The organism is Kangiella shandongensis (assembly GCF_020005365.1).
GTDB lineage: Bacteria > Pseudomonadota > Gammaproteobacteria > Enterobacterales > Kangiellaceae > Kangiella > Kangiella shandongensis.
Window position 1 is genome coordinate 110929 of the sequence record NZ_JACNML010000003.1, and the last position, 20762, is coordinate 131690.

19 protein-coding genes are annotated in these 20762 nt (G+C 44.4%); 10 read left to right on the forward strand and 9 right to left on the reverse strand.

All coding sequences use genetic code 11. The annotated features are described in order from the left end of the window. Nucleotides 1-29: 29 nt before the first annotated feature. Nucleotides 30-1085: a quinolinate synthase NadA gene (nadA, locus tag H7708_RS03935; RefSeq protein ID WP_223669173.1), complete on the reverse strand. Its 1056-nt coding sequence runs from the start codon at nucleotides 1083-1085 to the stop codon at nucleotides 30-32. A gap of 163 nt (nucleotides 1086-1248) precedes the next feature. On the opposite strand from nadA, the gene H7708_RS03940 reads away from it, so the two are divergent. Continuing rightward, nucleotides 1249-3357 (forward strand): prolyl oligopeptidase family serine peptidase, encoded by a 2109-nt coding sequence (locus H7708_RS03940; RefSeq protein WP_223669174.1) that lies wholly within the window; start codon nucleotides 1249-1251, stop codon nucleotides 3355-3357. 96 nt (nucleotides 3358-3453) lie between these two features. Here the strand turns inward: H7708_RS03940 and H7708_RS03945 are convergent, their stop codons facing one another. Further along, nucleotides 3454-4584 (reverse strand): M14 family metallopeptidase, encoded by a 1131-nt coding sequence (locus H7708_RS03945; protein ID WP_223669175.1) that lies wholly within the window; start codon nucleotides 4582-4584, stop codon nucleotides 3454-3456. A gap of 85 nt (nucleotides 4585-4669) precedes the next feature. Next, nucleotides 4670-5935, reverse strand: a complete 1266-nt coding sequence (locus tag H7708_RS03950) for a TonB family protein (protein WP_223669176.1) — start codon at nucleotides 5933-5935, stop codon at nucleotides 4670-4672. Between the two features lie 275 nt (nucleotides 5936-6210). On the opposite strand from H7708_RS03950, the gene H7708_RS03955 reads away from it, so the two are divergent. Further along, entirely contained in the window at nucleotides 6211-6900 is a 690-nt protein-coding gene (locus tag H7708_RS03955; protein WP_223669177.1) for a winged helix-turn-helix domain-containing protein, read from the forward strand. Continuing rightward, on the forward strand, nucleotides 6900-8303 hold the full coding sequence (locus H7708_RS03960; RefSeq protein ID WP_223669178.1) for a sensor histidine kinase: 1404 nt from the start codon (nucleotides 6900-6902) through the stop codon (nucleotides 8301-8303). The genes H7708_RS03955 and H7708_RS03960 overlap by 1 nt, the downstream gene beginning before the upstream one ends. A 17-nt stretch (nucleotides 8304-8320) precedes the next feature. Here the strand turns inward: H7708_RS03960 and H7708_RS03965 are convergent, their stop codons facing one another. The 3 genes from H7708_RS03965 to dapA are packed head-to-tail and all read right to left on the reverse strand — an operon-like array spanning nucleotide 8321 to nucleotide 11031. Further along, nucleotides 8321-9085, reverse strand: coding sequence for an MBL fold metallo-hydrolase (locus tag H7708_RS03965; RefSeq protein ID WP_223669179.1), 765 nt, complete (start codon nucleotides 9083-9085; stop codon nucleotides 8321-8323). Between the two features lies 1 nt (nucleotide 9086). Beyond that, the gene (gene bamC / locus H7708_RS03970; protein WP_223669180.1) at nucleotides 9087-10166 is read right to left on the reverse strand and encodes an outer membrane protein assembly factor BamC; all 1080 of its coding nucleotides are present in this window, start codon (nucleotides 10164-10166) and stop codon (nucleotides 9087-9089) included. After that, entirely contained in the window at nucleotides 10150-11031 is an 882-nt protein-coding gene (dapA, locus tag H7708_RS03975) for a 4-hydroxy-tetrahydrodipicolinate synthase (RefSeq protein ID WP_223669390.1), read from the reverse strand. The genes bamC and dapA overlap by 17 nt, the downstream gene beginning before the upstream one ends. Before the next feature lie 242 nt (nucleotides 11032-11273). Here dapA and H7708_RS03980 point away from each other — a divergent pair, with 242 nt between their 5' ends. Together H7708_RS03980 and H7708_RS03985 are read left to right on the forward strand one after the other, a co-directional pair. After that, nucleotides 11274-11741 carry a peroxiredoxin gene (locus tag H7708_RS03980; protein WP_223669181.1) on the forward strand — a complete coding sequence of 156 codons (468 nt, stop codon included), beginning with the start codon at nucleotides 11274-11276 and terminating at the stop codon, nucleotides 11739-11741. Nucleotides 11742-11787: 46 nt separating this feature from the next. Continuing rightward, nucleotides 11788-13212 carry a PhoH family protein gene (locus tag H7708_RS03985; protein WP_223669182.1) on the forward strand — a complete coding sequence of 475 codons (1425 nt, stop codon included), beginning with the start codon at nucleotides 11788-11790 and terminating at the stop codon, nucleotides 13210-13212. 52 nt (nucleotides 13213-13264) lie between these two features. Here the strand turns inward: H7708_RS03985 and H7708_RS03990 are convergent, their stop codons facing one another. Then, nucleotides 13265-14359: an AI-2E family transporter gene (locus H7708_RS03990; RefSeq protein ID WP_223669183.1), complete on the reverse strand. Its 1095-nt coding sequence runs from the start codon at nucleotides 14357-14359 to the stop codon at nucleotides 13265-13267. Between the two features lie 144 nt (nucleotides 14360-14503). Here H7708_RS03990 and H7708_RS03995 point away from each other — a divergent pair, with 144 nt between their 5' ends. Further along, nucleotides 14504-15982, forward strand: a complete 1479-nt coding sequence (locus H7708_RS03995; RefSeq protein WP_223669184.1) for a beta-barrel assembly-enhancing protease — start codon at nucleotides 14504-14506, stop codon at nucleotides 15980-15982. Here the strand turns inward: H7708_RS03995 and H7708_RS04000 are convergent. Then, the gene (locus H7708_RS04000) at nucleotides 15979-16452 is read right to left on the reverse strand and encodes a TlpA family protein disulfide reductase (protein ID WP_223669185.1); all 474 of its coding nucleotides are present in this window, start codon (nucleotides 16450-16452) and stop codon (nucleotides 15979-15981) included. The genes H7708_RS03995 and H7708_RS04000 overlap by 4 nt on opposite strands. A 145-nt stretch (nucleotides 16453-16597) precedes the next feature. On the opposite strand from H7708_RS04000, the gene H7708_RS04005 reads away from it, so the two are divergent. Further along, nucleotides 16598-18154 carry a hypothetical protein gene (locus H7708_RS04005; RefSeq protein WP_223669186.1) on the forward strand — a complete coding sequence of 519 codons (1557 nt, stop codon included), beginning with the start codon at nucleotides 16598-16600 and terminating at the stop codon, nucleotides 18152-18154. Here the strand turns inward: H7708_RS04005 and H7708_RS04010 are convergent. Beyond that, nucleotides 18107-19309, reverse strand: coding sequence for a YihY family inner membrane protein (locus H7708_RS04010; protein WP_223669187.1), 1203 nt, complete (start codon nucleotides 19307-19309; stop codon nucleotides 18107-18109). The genes H7708_RS04005 and H7708_RS04010 overlap by 48 nt on opposite strands. Before the next feature lie 47 nt (nucleotides 19310-19356). Between H7708_RS04010 and arsC the strand changes: the two genes are divergently transcribed. From arsC to H7708_RS04025, 3 genes are read left to right on the forward strand one after another with little or no spacing between them, the layout of a single operon-like run. After that, nucleotides 19357-19710, forward strand: a complete 354-nt coding sequence (arsC, locus tag H7708_RS04015) for an arsenate reductase (glutaredoxin) (RefSeq protein ID WP_223669188.1) — start codon at nucleotides 19357-19359, stop codon at nucleotides 19708-19710. Nucleotide 19711: 1 nt separating this feature from the next. Continuing rightward, the gene (wrbA, locus tag H7708_RS04020) at nucleotides 19712-20308 is read left to right on the forward strand and encodes an NAD(P)H:quinone oxidoreductase (protein ID WP_223669189.1); all 597 of its coding nucleotides are present in this window, start codon (nucleotides 19712-19714) and stop codon (nucleotides 20306-20308) included. An 8-nt stretch (nucleotides 20309-20316) separates the two neighbouring features. Then, entirely contained in the window at nucleotides 20317-20718 is a 402-nt protein-coding gene (locus H7708_RS04025; protein WP_223669190.1) for a DUF2069 domain-containing protein, read from the forward strand. Nucleotides 20719-20762 lie beyond the last annotated feature (44 nt).

Below are 20762 nucleotides of genomic sequence, written 5' to 3' on the forward strand. Positions count from 1 at the left end.
CCTAGCTATTTGATTCTAAAGTTAACTTTCTAGATATTACTTTTCACTTCCGACTGTATAGTCTTAGCGAAGTTCACCATCTTTTCAAGTGGAATCAGTGCTTTTTCTGCTAAAGCTTCATCGACAAAAATTTCTTTACCCTGCCCTTCAAACACTTCTGACAGTACGTGTAGAGCATTCATTTTCATCCAGGGACAGTGGGCACAACTACGACAGGTCGCTCCCTCACCGGCAGTTGGTGCGATAATTAATTCCTTGTGTGGTGCCTTTTGCTGCATCTTATAAAAAATGCCTTTATCGGTGGCCACAATCATTTTTTTATTCGGCAGCTCATTCGCGGCCTTAATGATTTGTGACGTCGAGCCAACAAAGTCAGCTAAATCAACCACACTTTGTGGAGACTCTGGATGGACCAGCACCGCAGCATCAGGGTGTAGTGCCATCGTTTGCTGCAAGGCTTTCGTCTTAAACTCATCATGGACAATACAGGCCCCCTGCCATAACAACATATCAGCGTCTGTTTTCTGTTGAATATAACGGCCTAAATGCTTATCCGGCCCCCAGATAATCTTCTTATCTTGTTCTGCCAGGTACTCTAAGACTTCAACAGCTATACTTGAGGTTACCACCCAGTCTGCACGAGCCTTAACGGCAGCAGATGTGTTGGCATACACCACAACCTCTCTATCCGGATGTTGGTCACAGAATTTGCTGAACTCTTCGATCGGACATCCTAAATCCAGAGAGCAGGTAGCTTCCAGTGTCGGCATTAAGATGCGTTTTTCCGGGCTTAAGATTTTTGCAGTCTCACCCATAAACTTAACGCCAGCAATAATTAAGGTGTCAGCATCATGACGTGCACCAAACTTAGCCATCTCGAGTGAATCGCCCACGAAACCACCAGTTTCCTCGGCTAATGCCTGAATATCAGGATCGGTATAATAGTGTGCGATCAGCACAGCATTATGTCGCTCCAGCAAATCTTTTATCTTCGATTTGTGAAGGCTTTTTTCTTCAGGTGATAACTCTAAAGGCGGCTTTGGAAATGGAACGTCAATGTCCACAGAAGTCATTACATCGGTCATTACTTTACAGGATGTCTTAGATCGTTAGAGTATTATATAACACTTCCTGCTCAACTGATAACCAATTCTTATACCTTTGATTTATATATATTTTCCATGTTGATAGCCCGCTCACTATACTCTAGACTGGAGCTAGTCATGGATTAAAGCCTGCTCAGCAACTATGTTGATACTTAAGATACAGAAAACTCTATTATTTTTGGCCTGGATCACCTTGCTTTCCTCTTGCTCAGAAGATGATGGTCCGACAGGCAGGGAAATCTCAACTGTATCACCAAATCAAACCCGAGACTTTAGTTATAAGCTGCATGATGTGGAGATTCACGATCCATATCGTTGGTTAGAAGAAAAAAACAGCCAGGAAAGACGCGACTGGTTATCCCAGCAACAGCAAGTCACTCAGCAATATTTCTCCCAATTTCTACCGGAAGAGAAAGAGCGGCAAACAACCAGCGCTTATCATATCCTCTTTCCTAAAAAACTTAGGGATAGACTGTATTATTTAAAGCAAAGTACTCAAAATAAAAAGCTTAGCGTTCAGCGTTGGAATCTAGAGTCGAATAAAGTTGAACTTGAATTTGAGTTAAGTCTTACCGAAAAAAAGCCGATCGCCAGCTCATTATCACCAGGCGCCCGTTACTTTGCCATTTTGTGGCAGCTGCCAGATAACAGCTCGGAGCTTAACGATAACAATCAATATCAGTGGCAACTGTTTGATTTAGCAAACCGACAGTTTATCGAGCACGAACTCCCTATAACGCAAATAAAAACACATCTCGAATGGTTGGAGCATAATCGTGCGCTATTACTGAGTACTGGCAAACAAGTCGTTCTGCAAAAGCTACTACCGAAGGGCAAAGAGCCTCAACTAATTTTTGACCCGGCGCGTCTGGTTGATAAGCCGTCAGATTGGGAAATTGATGTCGAACTGGCTACCGATCATACCGCGTTAATTATCAAAGGAGTGAACCCACAGGCTAATCATTTAAAATTCTGGGTTAAAGACTTACAACTCAAACGGCCTTACGACGCAAAAGAACTCATCCACTCAACGGAGCCACAATATCAATACGTTGGCAGTCATGGCAACACTTTCTACTTTCAAACTACCCTGGCCGCTTCACGAGGACGTATTATTTCAGTGGATAAATCGCAACCCTCAAGACAATACTGGAAAGAGGTTATTGGCCAGCGAGATGATGTACTTCTGAATGCCGAATTGATGAATAATGAATGGTTATTGCATTATGTCAATAACACACGTCACCAATGGTTCATCAGCAGGCTCAATGGAACGACTCAAACTCAGCTGGATATTCCTGAGCATGCCCAGACCCGTATCGAGCAATTACTGACACATCCTTACCAAGTATTACTATCCAGCTCGACGCTGTCGACCCCTCATGAATTATACCAGCTGGATTTCGTAGAAAGAAACATAACTGCTCTTCACTCCGGCCGCCAACAACTAGGCCAGCTAAAGACAAAAGTCCTATTTTTCCGCTCCAATGACGGAAGCCGAATCCCGATCACCTTATACTCAAAACACGCCATTAATAAGAGCGATGCCAATAAGATCTTAATCACCACTCATCAGGGGTTAGGACAGCATTTCGTTGACAGATATCACTTTATTTTTGAACAGTGGTTGGAACATAACGGTATTATCGCAGTCCCGCATATCAGAGGCGGCGGCACCTACGGATTCGCCTGGCAAAAAGCGACATCGTCCAGCAGCCAACTAAAAGCAGCAGAAGATATCAACTCAGCGGTTCGTTGGTTGGTTGATAAAAACTATAGCTCAGCTCAGGGTATTCTTGGCTATGGACGAGATAACAGTGCTACCTTCTTATTACAGGCAGCTATCTTATCGCCAGAAAACTGGTCGGCCCTGGTTTTACAGAATCCAACAGCTGACTTTATCAACTACTACCAAAACGATGACAAAGCTTGGCTAAGACACTTAGCCATAGCCCCCGATACAGAAGGCATCACTAAACTCCTGGGAATGAGTCCCTATCACAACTTTCCACAGGGGAGCTATCCGACGACGCTATTGATTGGTTCGAACCAATCTGATGAGCTGTTAAAGCTAGCAGCCCTATGGCAGAATCAACAGCTGGCTAAGAACCCCATCCTATTAATGAAGGCGGACCATACAAAAGTAAGGCTCAATGACTCAGACTGGTCGCTTAACGAACTGATTTATCAGTTCCTCCTAAAAAATTCCGGCTTAAGTACAGTCAAACCTTTGAATAAAAAAGCGCTCTAAAAGAGCGCTTTTTTGACGATCAGATAATAAGTTAATTCTTAACTAAACAGCGGCTCCATTCAAAGCCGCTCCAAGAACTAAAATCAATCGCATAAATTACGGCCTTAACTTATCAACCAGCTGATACAGTGGATTTAATAATGTTTGCCCTAACAAAAAGCTTCGCTCAGATGACCAACCGGTTTCTTCATTAGGCAAATTATCATTATCCTTAAAAGGCATTTCCAGGGTAAAAGACAGGCACTTAAACTCTTCCGCAACCCATGCATTGGCTACCGTCAAGTTAGCTTTTCCCGGCTCATCTTTGTCATAACCATATTTGTCCTGAAAGTCAGGGTTTGCCGACATCAGGATAGTTTTAAATTCATCTTCCAAAGACTTTATGGTGTCAGAATAACTTGGTACACCTTCAGAACCAGCGACGAAAACGTAAGGTAAAGCCTCATCACCGTGCAAGTCTAAAAAGGCATCAACGCCCGTCTCTTTCATCATTTGACGTACGTGATATACCTCAGGGCTTTTCTCCAACGTTGGTTCCTGCCACTCTCGGTTAAGGTTTGCACCCGCGGCATTAGAACGCAGGTTGCCGCGGTAGCTACCGTCAACATTCATGTTAGGGACGATATAGAAAACGGCTTTGTCTAATAAGCTACGAGCTAAAGCATCGTTCGGATCGAGCAGGCGCTCAATCAAGCCTTCTGCGCACCACTCAGCCATTGTTTCTCCAGGGTGTTGGCGGGCTGTGATCCAGATTTTATTACCTTTAGACTCATTACCAATGACCAATAAATCCAGGTCTCGCCCATCAACTGTATGGCCAATAACACGATGCTGACAGATCTCCGATAACTGAGATGCCTGAATTAAATTCTGGTGGCGTTCATATGAATATGGTTCAAAGTAAGCAAAATAAATCGAAGCCTGTTCTAATTCATGAGAAAAGGTTAACGTCTTCTCAGCAGTAAACTCAGAGTCAACACGGAACCAGTACTGACGATCATAGGATGCCACGACATTATAATTTTCCCAACCCTCAACGTAAGAGCAGTCTTTAGCGTTAACCAGCTCAAAATTATAGGCTTGGCCTACATTACCGCTAAATTTGTAGTGAAACCACTGCTTAAACTCACTATTAGAGTCTGTGCGAATTTGTAGCTTAATATTATCCGGACTATCTGCAGAAACAACCTCAATATTACCGCTATCAAATGAACTATTAATATTCATAGGACCTCAAGAAATCTATCAAAAGAATAAATTCTACAATAAATAAAAGGGGCCATATAGGCCCCTTTAGACGTATGCACAGATTCTACATTTCTGGTGCAGGAATTGAAATACTCACCGTGGTTTTAAACGTCTCTTCTGGCAACTCTTCTGGCATGGATGGGAAAGGCACCGAGTCAAACAAGGCTGCCATCACCGCATCATCAAGAATTTTCTCGCCTGAACTGCTCACCAGACTACCACCAACAAGCTGACCCTCTCTATCAACTTCAATGCTGATAGAAACGTCACCGTGGGTCTTCCCTTTGCGTGGTCGCATTAAAACGGACTTACCATGACGGCGGAATATCTCCTGTAATGGGTATTCGAAATAAGGAATGTAATGGGCCCCTAGCTGACTTGAGTACTTTTTCCTCATCGCTTCAATTTGGGCGGGCGTTGGTCCTTGTGGCTGCTGCACCTTATCCTTCTCCGCTAACTTACGCTTCGCTTCTTCCAGTTCTTTGCGTAACTTTTCAGCTTCAGCTTCTGCAGCAAGTTGCTCCTCTTCCTTCTGTGCTTCAGCTGCTTTTTCTTGCTCCAGCTTCTTCTGCTCTTCCAGCTTGCGCTTTTCCTCTTCCAGGCGCTTACGCTCTTCTTCGGCCGCTTCCCTTTTCTTTCTGGCTTCTTCTTCACGTTTTTTTCGCTCGGCTTCTTCTTTCGCCGCGACGGCCGCCTGATCGAAAGCTGCTATACGTGCTGGAGAAGGCTGAACGGAACTAAACCGACTAAGCAGCTCTGAACGCTGAACATCAGATGTTTCACCCAAAATAGCTTCTTTAAATTCTGAACTAGGCGGCCGATCGCCAACCCAGGTTCTTAGGACGAGAGGAAAGGCTTCTTCGCCAATACGCCCTACTTCTGAGCCATTGACGCCGATCACGGTGGCAACACCGGGCAACAGGTCAATCGTCACAATGTCGCCACTCACTAAATCTTGATCCATTAGCTTTGCAAAATCACGAACGGCTTTCGCGTTTGCCAAAACATTACTGGCCTCGTTGTTATTCTTAATCCGCTCGATCCAAAAGCGCTTTAAACGGCGTCCCGATAAATTATCCGCCAAAACCCGCAGCTCCATGCGCTTTGCGCCAGGGCTTGATACGGCTTCCTCGCCGTCATCCGTGGTGCTCGCTAAATATAAAGCATCCAGAAACCATTCGTTTCGTAATTCGCTATGAACTCCCAGACCATTTAACTTTAAAGGAGCACCAGCGACATCAACCTGCTCTGCAGCTGAAGCATAGTTGATAAAGGCAATAGATACATACGCAACAAAGGGTAGAATTAGTACTTGTGTAATTTTTTTCATTAGAGTGCAGCCATTATTAATCAAAACGCGGAATTAATGTCAAAATTTATGACACAGTTCATATTGTAAGAGTTTAGCAGTTAATTGCAAGCTTAGGCTAACACCTATAACCTTTTGATTTTTAATTGTTTTATTTTTTAATAAGAAAAAATAAGGCATGTTATTTTGCAAAAACCTCAAAGTTTTCTGCGAATAAAATGGTTAAAATATTGACCTTAGCGCCGAAATAAGGCAATTTATCTCACCTTTGTAAGATTCGCCAATAAGTTTTGCTTATGAATGATACTATTTTTCTCGTTGAAGATGATGAGAAACTTTCCAGCCTGATTGCAGACTTCCTAAGAAGTCATGACTTCAATGTTACCGTTGAGAACCATGGGAGCCAGGCTATTGACTTCATTACGCAAAATCAACCACGAGCGGTTATTCTGGATGTTATGCTTCCAGGAACGGATGGCTTTACTATCTGTCGCACCGTACGCCCCAAATACCAGGGGCCAATATTAATGCTGACATCGCTTAGTGATGAGATCGATGAAATTGCCGGCCTTGAAAATGGTGCAGATGATTATTTAAGCAAGCCGGTAAAATCACACGTTTTACTAGCTCACCTGCGTGCTCTGTTACGCCGAATTGAATCTGATGAATCCAGCCAGCCTCAGGATAAAATTATTAATGCTGGCAGCATCGCTATTAACCCTCAAAATCGCAGTGTCCTCTGCCATGGGAAAGAAATCCATTTAACCACCGCAGAATACAACCTTTTATGGTTGCTGGCTGAACGTTCAGGAGAGGTGGTCAGCCGCGAAGAACTGCACCGCAAAACCTTTAAATTAGAATATGATGGCACAGATCGAAGTATTGACTTAAGAATATCCAGACTTCGCCGAAAGTTGGGAGACGACCCAAAGCTGCCCTATATAATAAAAACGATTCGTGGCGAAGGATACCTTCTGGCGGTCTAATGAAACGTAGCTTAGCTCTCCTCGCTATCTTGGTTGGGATCAATCTGTGTAGTTTTATTGCCATGTATTATGTCTATTTTCCCTGGATGCATAAAATAGACAGTCAGGAACTCCAGGAGTCCATACTCGCAGACGTTCGCTTTTTAAACTTTCGTTTATCCCTTCTTGATTACAGCTATTCACCACAAACCATCGCCAAAGCAGAGCATGAGTTAAATATAAAAATCAAAGCGCGTTCCCGAGAGCAACTTGGTATGGAACCGTCTTACTTTAACCAGTTAAAAGAAAATCGCTATGGTATTGATATGGGTCGCCCAGAAGGTCCCTCTGCTTACCTGTTACTTAACGATAACCAAACTATCCTGACCGTTGGTCCCTACCCCAAAGTTAATAGTGACATCCAATTAAGGGACTGGCTGTTTTACGTCATTATACTAATTGTATTTAATGCTGTAGCAGTACTCATTGTATATAGGCACGTTAACGAGGCTTTAAATGTCGCTATTCGGGCGATTGGACAGCTGGATTTAAGTGGGCTCAAACTCAAAAAAACCCGCTCTCCCCTGACCAATATATCGGCAAACACACCAAGAGTGGTTAACCATATCAAGGGCTTGCACAAACAACATCAGCAAAGCCTGTACAACCAACGCGACCTCATGCATGCAGTTGCCCATGAGTTTAGAGGGCCGATGGCAAGATTAAGCTTTGCGCTGGATCTTTTTTCTCAAACCCGATCAGAGGAGCGCCGACAGGAACTAACAGAAGACATGGATGACGCACTTTCAGAGTTAGACGATCTGGTTAAAGAAGTGCTGGGTTACTCCAGGTTAAAGGATGGACGCTTTCCTCTTGAGTTGGAGCACTTTGACCTGAGAAAGATAACCGAAAGTGTGATTGAAAAAGTAAAAACTCTATACCCAGAAAAGAACTTCATCTTATACTCGGAACCAGCCAAAGCCATTCCTCTTTATGCTGACTGTAACCTGATTGATCGAGTCATGATCAACCTGATTCGTAATGCAGCTCGTTTCTCTAACTCTAAGGTGAAAGTCGCTTTAATTTGCTTTAAAGACAGCATCGAAATTCGGGTCGAGGATGATGGACCAGGCATTCCACCGGGGAAACGCAACCGCATCTTTGAGCCCTTTACTCGTCTGGACTATAGTCGGAGCCGGGATTCTGGCGGTGCAGGTCTTGGCCTCGCTATTGCGAAGGGAATCATCAACCGCCACCAAGGCACAATCTGGGCTGAAGACAGCCGGGAGCTCGGTGGGGCAGTGCTCACCATTCATATGCCGCTGGAACAAAAATCAGCAGTCATTGAAGCAGAAGAGGCCTTAAAAAAATCCTCGAGCACAGACACAGACGACAAAACAGAACAGCGCCATCGCCGGAGATAGCTTGAAAGGTACTGATATTACGCCAGATTAACCCAGTCAAATCCGTGATTTTGCTCAGCGATAACGACTTTATCTAAAGGCCATTGAATCGACTCTGCAACACTCTCTTGAACCAGTTTAGGGCAGTTATTTTGCTCACTGATATGACTGGCTATCAGCAACTCTAAATCATCACTGAACACCTTTTGCAACAGCTCAATGGCCTGTCGATTGCTCATATGCCCTAAAGGACCTGCTACCCTTTGTTTCAATGACCTTGGGTAAGGCCCGTTCCAAAGCATATCCTCATCATGATTACACTCGAGTAACAGACCATGACACGACTGTAATGCCTTTATAATTTCTGATGTATACGAACCCAGATCGGTAAGAATGGCCAGCTGCTTACCATAAGCCTGGAATAGATACTGACAAGGCTCTCGGGCATCGTGAGGAACCGATAGAGGAATAACCGATAAATCACCGATTGCAAACTGTTGAAAGCCCTCGATAATAGAATATGCGTTCAACTTGCCGCACTTCCCGGATAACAAACTACCTCGGGTAGACCATACAGGAATATCATACTTACGACTTAACGGCCCAACACCGCTGATATGATCCTGGTGCTCATGTGTCACCAAAATAGCATCAATACAGGATGGCTCGACCTCCAGTCGCTGCAGCCGCTTAACCGTTTCTTTTAAAGTAAAGCCACAGTCAACCATAACCGTGGCTTCTTTAGTTGCGATAAGTGTTGAATTGCCTTTGCTCCCAGAACCCAGCGAAGCGACCTTTAACACGCTATTCTTTGCCTCGCTTAAACTCAGCCGCAAACTCAGGATAGATTCGAGTCACAACATTGTCCTCGAGCTTATCGCCCTCAGCACCATAAAAGCTCATGCTGATACCACCGGAAGCGAGTTCGGATAGTTTAACTTGATAATCACCCGGCTCTAAATCCACTTTTACTTTTTCGTTATCGCTAGAAAATAGCGACCAGAAACCAGTATCAGGCTCCTTAACATTAAAGTAATACGTCTGTTCCGAACGGTCTCTATCAGTTATCGACAGATTTAATGCTGTTAATACACGAGGCATCTGCTCCCAAACGGCCAAAAATTTTCGCTCTGTGATAAGTGCCAAGGACCCCTGATCGTCGTAGCCTAACTCAAAGTCGACTTTAGCCTGTTGCAAGATTCTCTGACGAGCTTCGCGCGTTCTTGCAGAGTCATAATAACCAATGAAATAATTTAAAAACTGTTTCGCTACGCGCTGTGAAGTCGCAACACTGTTCCACTGTTCGTCTTGATAGCGTTGGTTAGCGATATGCTTCGCCTGCAGAGCGACCTCATTTGGCTTTTTATCAACGATGCTCAGCCTAAATTTATGACGCTGACCATCAACATAATAAGAACCTAGGCGCTCTGCGACCTGGTTATCTTCCGTGTCGGTGATCCAGTCGGTCTCCACTAAGCTGTTAGCTGGCTCGTTATAGGATAAGTTCTGGGACTGCATGAAACGCTCAATATAGCTGATCAACTGTTCAGCATCCCCTCTGATCCAGACCGTAGGCTCGGCACGTTCCGTGTCTTCCCAAACACCATCGCCAGCGACCAATAACAATTGCGGTGGCTCAAGGCTCATCGCTTTACCTTGCGGCTCGCGCTCAGTAATAACAGCGCCTTCAGGTACACGGTACCCGTCCTGAACATTGATTTCGCTAGTTCCAGGCGGCAACTGCAGATCAGGCCCCTTTTGACTTTGCATATAGCGGTCATCAATGTCTTCAGAACCATCGCCTGAAGTTGCGCAGGCCGATACTAATACCGCGGCACTAACGGAAAGGGCTAAAACTTTAATATTCTTATGATAATTCAACATTCGCTTGTTCCAGTGCTGTTACAACTTGTGAGTGGAAACGACTATCCAACTCGGTCAAAGGCAGTCGGATACCACACCCTATTTTATTCATTCGATAAAGCGCCCATTTTACGGGAATCGGGTTAGCTTCTAAAAATAGCTTATCATTCAAACCCGAAAGTTTATCGTTAATCAATGCGGCCTGTTTCCAGTTTTCGGCTTGGGCTAACTGGCACATTTTGCTCATTAATCCTGGCGCAACGTTGGCTGTTACCGAGATAACACCATGTCCGCCCAGCTTCATGAAGTCATATGCCGTAGCGTCATCACCACTTAATATGCTGATTGGAGTTTCGATAAGGCGATTTAGTTCCGTAACTCGACTAACATCGCCAGTGGCCTCCTTAATGCCCACGATATTCTCCAGCTCAGTCAGCTTGGCTACGGTCTCTGGTAATAAGTCAACCGCCGTTCTGCCTGGTACATTGTATAGAATAATCGGTAACTCACAATGACTCGCCACAGCTTTAAAGTGCTCATAGAGACCTTGTTGCGACGGCTTACAATAATAAGGGGTTACTACAAGCGCACCATCAACGCCTAACTCTTTAGCCTGGTTGGTTAACGTAATGGTTTTGTTAGTGCTCATAGCACCACTCCCAGCAATGACCTGGATACGCCCTGCAGCTTGTTTAACCACTGCATCAATCGCCGCGAAATATTCTTTTTCCGTGACAGTACCCGATTCACCCGTCGTTCCCATCACAACAATCCCTGAAGTACCTTCCTCAACATGCCAATCGACAAGCTGACGTAATGCCTCTAGATCTAACTGACCCGAGTCAGTCATTGGCGTCACTATTGCTACAATACTGCCTGAAAACATCATAATAATCCTCTATCTGCGCGCCGCTATGTTAGCCAGCCACAGCACTAAAAACAACCTAAAAGCGAAAAATCGCTGTGCATAACTTGCGACAATAAAAATTCTAACGTAAAGTGATATTAACGTTCATTTTTATTCAATAAAAGAGCGTTACAGTGACTTATATTGATAAAACAAAGCTTTAGTGATTAGAGCTGGTTAATTAACCAACAAACAGTATAAAAAGCGTACAGGAGGCTGATTTGAGCCAACCAGAGCTGAATAAGAAAGCACCTAATTTCGATCTCCCAGCCACCGGAGAACAAAACCTCTCTCTAAAAGACTTTAAAGATAAAAACCTCGTTATCTATTTCTATCCTAAAGACAACACCCCCGGTTGTACCACCGAAGGGCAAAACTTTAGAGACTTATACAAAGAATTCCAAAGCCACGACACAGAAATCGTTGGCGTGTCGCGTGATAGTGTTCGAGTCCATGAAAACTTCAGAAAAAAACATGATTTCCCTTTTGACCTACTAAGCGATAAAGAAGAAGAAATGTGTAATGCCTATGATGTGATTAAACTTAAAAAGATGTATGGCAAAGAGTACATGGGAATCGAACGCAGTACCTTCCTGATCGATAAGCAGGGGAAGTTACGTCAAGAGTGGCGCAAAGTAAAAGTTAAAGGTCACGTCGACGAAGTTCTGGAAGCTGTTAAGTCACTGTAATTGTTACAGTGACACTACTCCCTTAGGAGCTGATAAAGGAGTCCCAATGGTAAAACCCCAAATAGATGGTAAACGCCTTTTTGTTCTTGATACCAACGTGCTGATGCACGACCCTACCGCCCTCTTCCGATTTGAAGAACATGATATATTAATTCCGATGGTCGTTCTCGAAGAATTGGATGCTGGTAAAAAGGGCCTCTCGGAGGTGGCCCGAAATGTGCGGCAAGTCAGCCGCTATCTTGATGACCTTCTTTCAATTGCCGAAGATGATAAAGACCCCATGAAAGAAGGTATTCCCATCGGTATGCTGCCCCAGATTCAAGACGCAGACAAACACGGGAAAATCTACTTTCAAACCAAAGATCACATTGACCGACTACCCGATTCACTGCCCAGTAGCAAAGCCGATAACACCATTCTTAACGTCGCCCTGGCGCTCCAAGCAAAAAACAAAGATAAAACCGTAACCATAGTCTCGAAAGATATTAACCTTAGAATAAAAGCCAATATTGTCGGCGTCCACTCAGAGGACTACTATAACGACAAGGTGCTGGATGATGTAGAGCAGCTACATACAGGTTATTTTGAACTCCCTGGTGATTTCTGGGACACTCATAGTCGTGATATAGACTCCTGGCAGGAGGAAGGCCACACCTACTACCGTATCAAAGGCCCGCTGGTTAAAGAGTGGTTCGTTAATCAGTGCCTGTTCCAGCCCGAAGATAATTTCGAAGCTATTGTGCGAGAAATTGACGATACTGACGCTGATAATCCGACGGCCATTATCGAGTTATTAGTCGACTACCGAAACGACAGTCATAATATCTGGGGCATCACGGCTCGAAACCGTGAACAAAGCTTCGCTTTAAATGTGCTAATGGACCCTGAAATTGACTTCGTCACTCTGCAAGGCCCAGCAGGTACCGGTAAAACCCTGCTGGCTCTCGCCGCCGCTCTAGAGCAAGCGATAGAGATGAAACGCTATAAGGAAGTCATTGTCACCCGCGTCACGGTATCGGTCGGTGAAGATATTGGTTTCCTCCCTGGCACAGAAGAAGAAAAGATGACTCCCTGGATGGGAGCTTTGATGGACAACCTCGAAGTTCTGTCACCCAGTGAAGACGATGAGTGGGGAGTAGCAGCGACCCACGATCTGTTACGTAAATGGATTAAAGTACGCTCATTGAACTTTATGCGCGGCCGAACCTTCCTCAATAAATTCATCATTATTGATGAGGCTCAGAACTTGACCTCGAAGCAGATGAAAACACTGATCACCCGTGCCGGCCCAGGTACCAAGGTGGTTTGTATGGGAAATGTCGGCCAAATTGATACCCCCTACCTTACCGAAACCACTTCCGGCATTACCTTCGTCGTGGATCGGTTCAAGAACTGGGATCATTCAGGACACATTACACTCAAACGCGGTGAACGCTCGAGACTGGCCGATTACGCCACTGAGCTACTTTAATAACGTCCCCTTGGCCTAAAAAGCAGATCTCTGTGCCAAGGGGTTTTCAGTTTTACTCAACCTCAGCTTGCTGCTCCAGAGCGAGACTCTCCTCTTCAGCTTTATGTTCTTTCACAGCATCCAGCGTTGCGTTGACAAGAACGGCTAATGGAATGGCGAAAAATACGCCCCAGAAGCCCCACAAGCCACCAAACAGGAGAATGGCGCCAATAATGGCAACCGGGTGCAAATTGACCGCCTCGGAGAAAATTAGTGGTACCAGTACATTACCATCGAGAATTTGAATAATGAGGTACACACTCAACAAAATATAAAAATCCGAGGTTAGGCCCCATTGGAAAAATGCAATCAACGCCACAGGAATGGTTACCAGAGCAGCGCCGACATAAGGTATTAGTACGGACAAACCGACACAAACACCCAGCAATAAAGCGTAATTAAGCCCCATTAAAACAAAAGTAATATAGGATACGACACCAACAATAATAATCTCGACAACTTTACCCCGAATATAGTTGCCAATCTGTCGGTTCACTTCGCTCCAGACTCGCTCTGCAAGGTGACGCTCCTGAGGCAACCACTGGCTACACCAGCCAAAGATTTTCTGTCGATCTTTAAGAAAGAAAAAGACTAGCAGTGGGACCAGCACAATATAGACCAATAAGCTGGCGATACTAATAAGAGAACTGAAAGAAGCGCTCAATATGGCTTCACCAATGTTACCTAGTTCAGAATTTAAACTGTTAATAAAACCATCAACCTGCTCTGCTGATACAAAGTTTGGGTACTTGGTCGGCAGCTCTAATACCTGCTCTTTCAACTTCAACATAATGCTGGGTAACTCAGCGATCAATTTTGAACCCTGCTTCCAAATTAATGGCACCAGCCCCAAGAAGATAACAATCGACAAACCGACAAATGCAACAAAAACAATAAGCACAGAAACGAACCGTCCAAGCCCCCGTTTTTGTAGTGCCGTAACTCCCCATTCTAATAAATAAGCAATGACCAAAGCCCATAAGATCGGCGCTAAAATATCACCCACTGTCAGGATGATAAAAAAGCCCACAATAATCAGCATCGTTAGTACGATAGTTGCAGGGCTGGAAAAGTTACGCTGAAACCAGCGAGTAAAGATAGAATTCATTGTTTTACACTTTTTTCTGTCACGAGCCATATTATTGACTCAGCGGAAGATTATTTAAACTAAGAGGTATATCGGTACCTGATGATTGAACTTTTACCACACAAGCCCCATCATATACAGTAACTTCACTGCTATTTTATCAGAATGAGTAATATATTCCTGCATTCAAAAGCCTCCAAAGCCTTACGTGTACTGAGCTTAAGCTCTACGCTACTCGCTCATTCTGCAGCAGGTGCGGCAAGCCTTGATCTACCTAAGATAGGGGAAACCGCAGGCTCAACCTTATCCGTTGCTAAAGAGCAGCAAATCGGTGATCAAATTATGCGTCAAATTAGACGCAGTGAATATTTGATGAAAGATCCTATCGTCACAGACTATATCCAGCAACTGGGCTATCGTTTAGTTGCGGCAAATCCTGACGCCCTGGGCAGACAATTCCAGTTTTTCGTTATTCAAGAGAACTCCATTAACGCATTTGCCCTGCCTGGTGGTTATATAGGTCTTCACTCAGGTCTTATTACGGCATCCCAAAGTGAGAGCGAGCTCGCGTCCGTTGTCGGTCATGAGGTTGCCCACGTCACCCAGAGACATTTAGCACGACGCCTGGAAGCCCAGAACGAATTATCAATCCCCAGTATTCTGGGGTTGATCGGTTCGGTTCTCGCTGCAACACAAGATCCAGAGGCAGGCATGGCGGGAATAGCAGCAACTCAGGCAGCAGGAAAACAAAGCATTATTAATCATACCCGAGACAACGAAAAAGAAGCCGATCGCATTGGCATTACGATGCTCTCCAGTGCCGGCTTTGATGTCCGCGCGGCAGCCGATTTTTTTGAAACACTGCAAAATGCCAGCCGATATACTTTTAAACCACCAGAAATTTTACTGACCCACCCTTTGTCACGAAATCGTATCGCAGCAGCGCGTGAACGTGCCGAGCTCTACCCTGAAGTCGAACATCAGGACTCTGTAGACTACCGACTGGTCAAATCAAGGATAGAGAGCAAAACGCTGATTAATGACAAGGAAAAATTTCGACAATTGACCGCCAAGGCACAAAGCGACAAACTGTCGGATCTGGGTGAGCGTTATTTATACGCTGAGTTACTCAAAAGTAAAGGCCGCTTCAATCCGGCAATAAAAGTACTGACCAGCTTATACAAAAACAATGAAGGCAATCAATTGTTACTGTTTAGCTTGGCGGAAGCTCATTTGGCGCAAGACAGCGGTGCAGAAATGCTGCCGTTACTGGAAACTCAACTTATCAAGCATCCTGACTCTACCAAGTTGATATTAGCTACCTCAGAAATCTACTTAAAAACAGACAAAGTCGACAAAGCTGAAAAGTTATTGCTGCGCTACGTTGATGTGAACCGCAATAACCCAAACTACCTGAAACTACTTGCCGAGGCACAGGCTGAAGCCGGACACACCCCTGAAATGTATGAAACAACCGGACAGTACTTATTGTTGCTAGGAGACTTAAGGACAGCCAAGCAACATTTTGAGTTAGCGCTGCATGCAACCTCTGAAGATCCTTATGCTCAAACCCGCATCCAGGCTCGACTTGAAGAAGTGAAACAAAAGATGCGAGCTCAACTCGAAGCCAAGACCAGGCGCTAGTCAGCCGCTTCCAGCCTGCCTTCTACTTTCTTAATGATTTTTAAAATCTTGGCTCTATCAACCTTACCTAGAATTGGCCCCATAGTCTGCCCACTGGGGCTAACCAGATAAGTACCAGGAAGACTTTGTGGTTTTGCAACAGGCAGATACGGCATAGGTTCGGTGGCAACGATGGGATAACTAATTTCAAGCTTATCCACCAAAGACTTTAACTCATTATTGGTTAACTTATCGTAGCTTACTCCTAAAATGGCAATATCCGGATTTTCCTCTGCCAACAAACCAAGCTCCGGAATTTCTTCCAGACAAGGCGGACACCATTCAGCCCAGAAATTAATGACCAACCACTGCCCTTCATAATCGTTCATACTTTTTTTTTCACCAGACAGCAGATGAAAAGAGTTTTCGTTGGAACATGCTGTAAGCAGCATAGCTACCGCCACAGCGAGACTAAATAACATTTTTTTCATGGACTACCAACACAAAATCAATAACTTAAATTAAACGCAAACAACGAAAAGTGGACTCTGTCACACTTTTGTGCATATTATACAGATAAAAACAATAAAGCCTAAAGCAATTTAATTACTGGATAAAGCTATAAAGGGAGCGCTTATGGAGTCTATACAACTCACGTATCCATCGACTCAGGAAGGCCAAGAGTTCATGATGGATAACAAACCAACGGTCGTAAAACAATGGTTAGAGGATTTAACCTTTACCGACATAACACTCTCTTTAACCCATCTGCTGCAAGCAGCTAAAACATTTAATCGCAGCGAGTGTAAACTCGCTCACCGAGAAGAGAACCTGGCGACTCTGGATCGGGGCTATTTGCAGATGAGCCGTCACTTCCGACAGCACCATGACCAAAGAGTGGCCACGCCGGATACTGAACAGTTTCAGCTATTCAGTCAATTAACGGCCGAAATGGCTTACGGTTATAAGCGAGTCATTCATGAGTTAGCCGAGCAAAAGATGGCTCTCAAAAAACCGTCCCGTCTCGCTTTTGCCATCAATCAAACCCAGCACTACTTGGGGCTGCATCTCATTGAGCACTATCAGCAGTATGCACCGGTACCAAGCTATATCTGGCACGAGCTACATAAACTTTACCACTTTGCTGAGCAGGAAGGGCTGCATCAGAGACAGCAAAAAGCTACAGGGGAGACTTTACAGGCATTAGACACTATCGAAAACACTTATAAGCGCAACTGCTTAATGTCGGTCATTAATCCTTACCATATTGAAGGTAATCTTCACTGGCACCTTTTTAAATACTTTGGTTACTGGGGAAAAACAACTTACTTGTCGGCTGACTTGTCGCACTATACCGACAGCGAGTGTTTTATTATTAACCTTCTCGGTAGCCATCCCCCTGAATATGCTGCTACTGATATTGAGTATGAAGAACACAATCTCTATCGATTACTGATAACGACGGAGTTGCTAAAAGAGTTAAAAAAACAATTAATTTATTACGAACAACACCATAAGTTGCCCCAGTATGGTTTTTATCCATCCATTGATAACACTTCGGGGCATAAACTTTTACAACAAATCTATGCCTACTGCGATCATCATATTGAGCGGAAAAATATTCGCTACCCAAGCCACAGCAATGTCAAAGTCACCATTGGACTAGGTCCAGTTTTTAAAACTCTTGAGGACACTGGGTCACCACTACAGGCTGATAGCTCGCAAAAGGATTACCCTCACCTGGTCCAGTGGCAAGCAACGAATTACAGTAAGGGTGGTTTATGTCTGAAGCAGCCCCAGGCTGACGTCACCAACCTGAACGTTGGCAATATCGTTTTTATCCGCAAAGAATCCAGTCAATCACAAGGGCTCGTTGGTATCATCAGATGGCTTACTGGTAACTGCTCTACAGGCGCAACCATGGGCATTGAGTATTTGAAAGGAAAACCTAAACCCTGCCATTACCTTACTAAAAATAAGTATGGTGAAACGATCCAACATAACGTTTTACTGATTCACTATGAGACGGACAATCAAACGCTTCTGGTAACCCCTAAAAACCTTATCGGTAACAAACGCTCATTAGGCATTAAAACTGAAAATAACACTGCTGAATATCATATTATTTCAACTGAGGACAGCAACTCACTGGTTACTGTCTTTGCTGTCGTCCCCAAGAATGGAAACATCTAGGCTCTCGTTTATGGCCTGATTGGCCGACTCAACATGCCGGGAGAAAAAAGATTGCTCTTCGGCATCCAGTGTTTGATTGTTGTTGGGTAAACGCCATGGTCCGTGCCGATATATACGCCCAATCGTTAAATCACTGGCGTTGAGCTTTAAACAATATTGTCCATTCTCCAGTTTAGCCAGATAGTTAAGGTTTAGTAACTGCTCAACCAAATGTCTCAGCGTTTGCCCATGAAGGTATGAAAACTTGCTCTTTAGCTGCTCGATAGTGACGCTGGACTCATTGGATTGCGCCTGAGCAAAAAAATGCATGATTTTCAGTATGGAGATAAAATCATGTTCAGACTTCTCCCGCTTCATCTCAAAACGATGCAAGGCAAAACAAATCACCACCCCAAACATCAAGATTAACCAGGATAAGAAAACCCATAAGAAAAACAGTGGGATCGCTGTAATCGCACCATAAATTACCTCGTAGGTGGAAAACTTCGTCACAAAGATGGCAAAGCCATACTTGGCTAACTCAAACAATATCGCAGTAATGGTCGCCGCTAATACTGCGAAACGAAACTTTACATGACTGAAAGGGGCGACCATGTAGAGTGCCGTAAAGGCCAGAACAATTAAGAGAAAAGGCAAGCCAAAGGTTAAAATACCGCTAATTTTTGAAACCAGTGGAAGTGCCGCAAAATAGGAAGAAGCGGCCAGACTCGCCGCAATCAGTATCGGTGCCATGGTTAACATCGCCCAATACGACAGCCACTTCTGAACACCACGACGACGGTTGCGAGTCTCCCAAACGGTATTAATGGCACGATCAATCGCCCGTATTAGCATCAGCGATGTAATAATCAGGAAAGCGAAGCCTACGGCTGAAAGATTTTTTGATTTGGCGACATATTCATTCAGGTGCTCCTGAACAGCCAACCCTGTTTCCGGCAGAAAGTTCTTAAAGATTAAATCCTGAACCTGAACATTCAAATTATCAAACGCAGGGAAAATAGCCATCAGACTGACCGCAACGGTCATTAATGGAACTAAAGCTAGCATGTTGTTCAGCGTCAGCTCGGCCGCCATCGAGCTGGCATTCTTTTTCGCAAACTCACTAAAAACAAATTTGGAGAAGGCTTTTAGCCATTTAATCCTTTTTTCTAACATCAAATATGCCTAGAATAGTCGCATCAATAATTAAACTTTAAACTATTATGAGTGATTTTAACATCTTACATAACCCTCGTTGTTCGAAATCTCGTCAAACTTTGGCGTTATTACAGGAAAATGGTATCGAGCCAACGATTATTGAGTATTTAAAAACACCACCGTCTGAAAAAGAACTCAGCGCAATTATCAAAAATCTCGGCGTTAGCCCCCGCGATGTTTTGCGAAAAAAAGAAGCGGAATATAAAGAAGCCGGGCTGGATAATCAGGAATTAACCGACAAGCAAGTAATTAACCTGATGGTACAATATCCGAAAGTTATCGAGCGTCCAATTGTCTTTAATGACAAAGCTGCCGCTGTGGGTCGTCCTCCAGAAAACGTTTTAAATATCATTAAGTAAAATGAATACCGTTTTAGTGCTTTATTACTCTCGCTATGGCGCCACCCGTACCATGGCGAGGCTGATCGCCCGAGGCATTGACAGTATCGACGGCTGCCAGGCGATGATACGTACTGTGCCGCCAGTCAGCGCCGATCATGAGGCTACGGCTGATGCGATTCCGGATGAAGGTGACCCCTACGTTACTTTAGACGATCTGGAACAAAGTCACGGCCTTGTGCTGGGCAGTCCAACACGTTTTGGTAATATGGCAGCCCCTTTAAAGTATTTTCTGGAGCAAACCTCATCGCAATGGCTATCGGGTACCTTAAGCGGCAAACCCGCCAGTGTTTTTACTTCGACCAGCTCGTTGCACGGCGGTCAGGAGTCAACACTGCTGACTATGATGGTTCCGCTGTTACATCACGGCATGATTATTGCAGGTATTCCTTACTCGGAAACTGAGTTAGTCAAAACCCAAACCGGGGGGACACCTTACGGGGTTTCGCATGTGGCTGGTGCAGATAATAGCAATGACATCAGTGAGTCAGAAAAAGCGTTATGTTTGGCACAAGGTAAACGGATGGCTGAGCTAAGCAAAAAACTTAATCAGTCATGAGCCAAACTATGAATATACATCTCAAAAAAGCGCTAAGAGCCAGATTGATTGCTGTTGCCAGCTTTGTAGCGACCGTCATCATTTTACCGTTTTTTATCTGGTTTAATCATGACCACCCGACTATGCGCTGGATTTCACTGGGCATCTGGTGGCTACCACTATTATTCGCACTTCCAGGCATGTTCAGAGGCAAAACCTACACCTACGGCTGGACGGGATTTATTATTCTATTGCCCTTTTTCTATGCTTTTTACTTTATTATCGAACCCGATAAAGTTGTCTGGTCAACCATCCTTGTTATTTTGTCAGTCTTATACTTTTTAGCCTCGGTCAGCTATGTCAGGCAGTACGCACTGTCGCAAGGTATCAAGACCAATGCTGAAGCCAAGAAAGCAAAAGGCATAGAATAAGCTCTGCTATGGAACCTATAAAAAAGGCTGGAGTTTCCAGCCTT